This window comes from Photorhabdus sp. RM71S, assembly GCF_042879355.1.
Lineage (GTDB): Bacteria > Pseudomonadota > Gammaproteobacteria > Enterobacterales > Enterobacteriaceae > Photorhabdus > Photorhabdus kayaii.
In genome coordinates, this window is record NZ_JBHFKV010000285.1 from 1 (window position 1) to 242 (window position 242).

The 242-nt window shown below is 51.2% G+C and carries 1 rRNA gene; it reads left to right on the plus strand.

Annotated features, from left to right (window positions below):
• Nucleotides 1-106: ribosomal RNA gene (locus ACGF5R_RS24915) — 23S ribosomal RNA — on the plus strand; the annotation flags it as partial.
• Nucleotides 107-242 lie beyond the last annotated feature (136 nt).

The window sequence follows — 242 nt, forward strand, 5'->3', positions numbered from 1 at the left end:
GAGGTCACGGAAGGAACGTTTAAGACGAAGACGTGGATAGGCTGGGTGTGTAAGTGCAGCGATGCATTGAGCTGACCAGTACTAATGAACCGAGAGGCTTAACCTTACAACGCCGAAGGTGTTTTGGCGCTGGAAGACAGTGAATAGCTGTCAGAAGCCGGCAGAGAGATGAAATTTTCAGCTTGTTCAGAGATTGGTTCGGGCGGTTGTGGCAGCAAGGAGCGACAACGGCCGGAATGAAA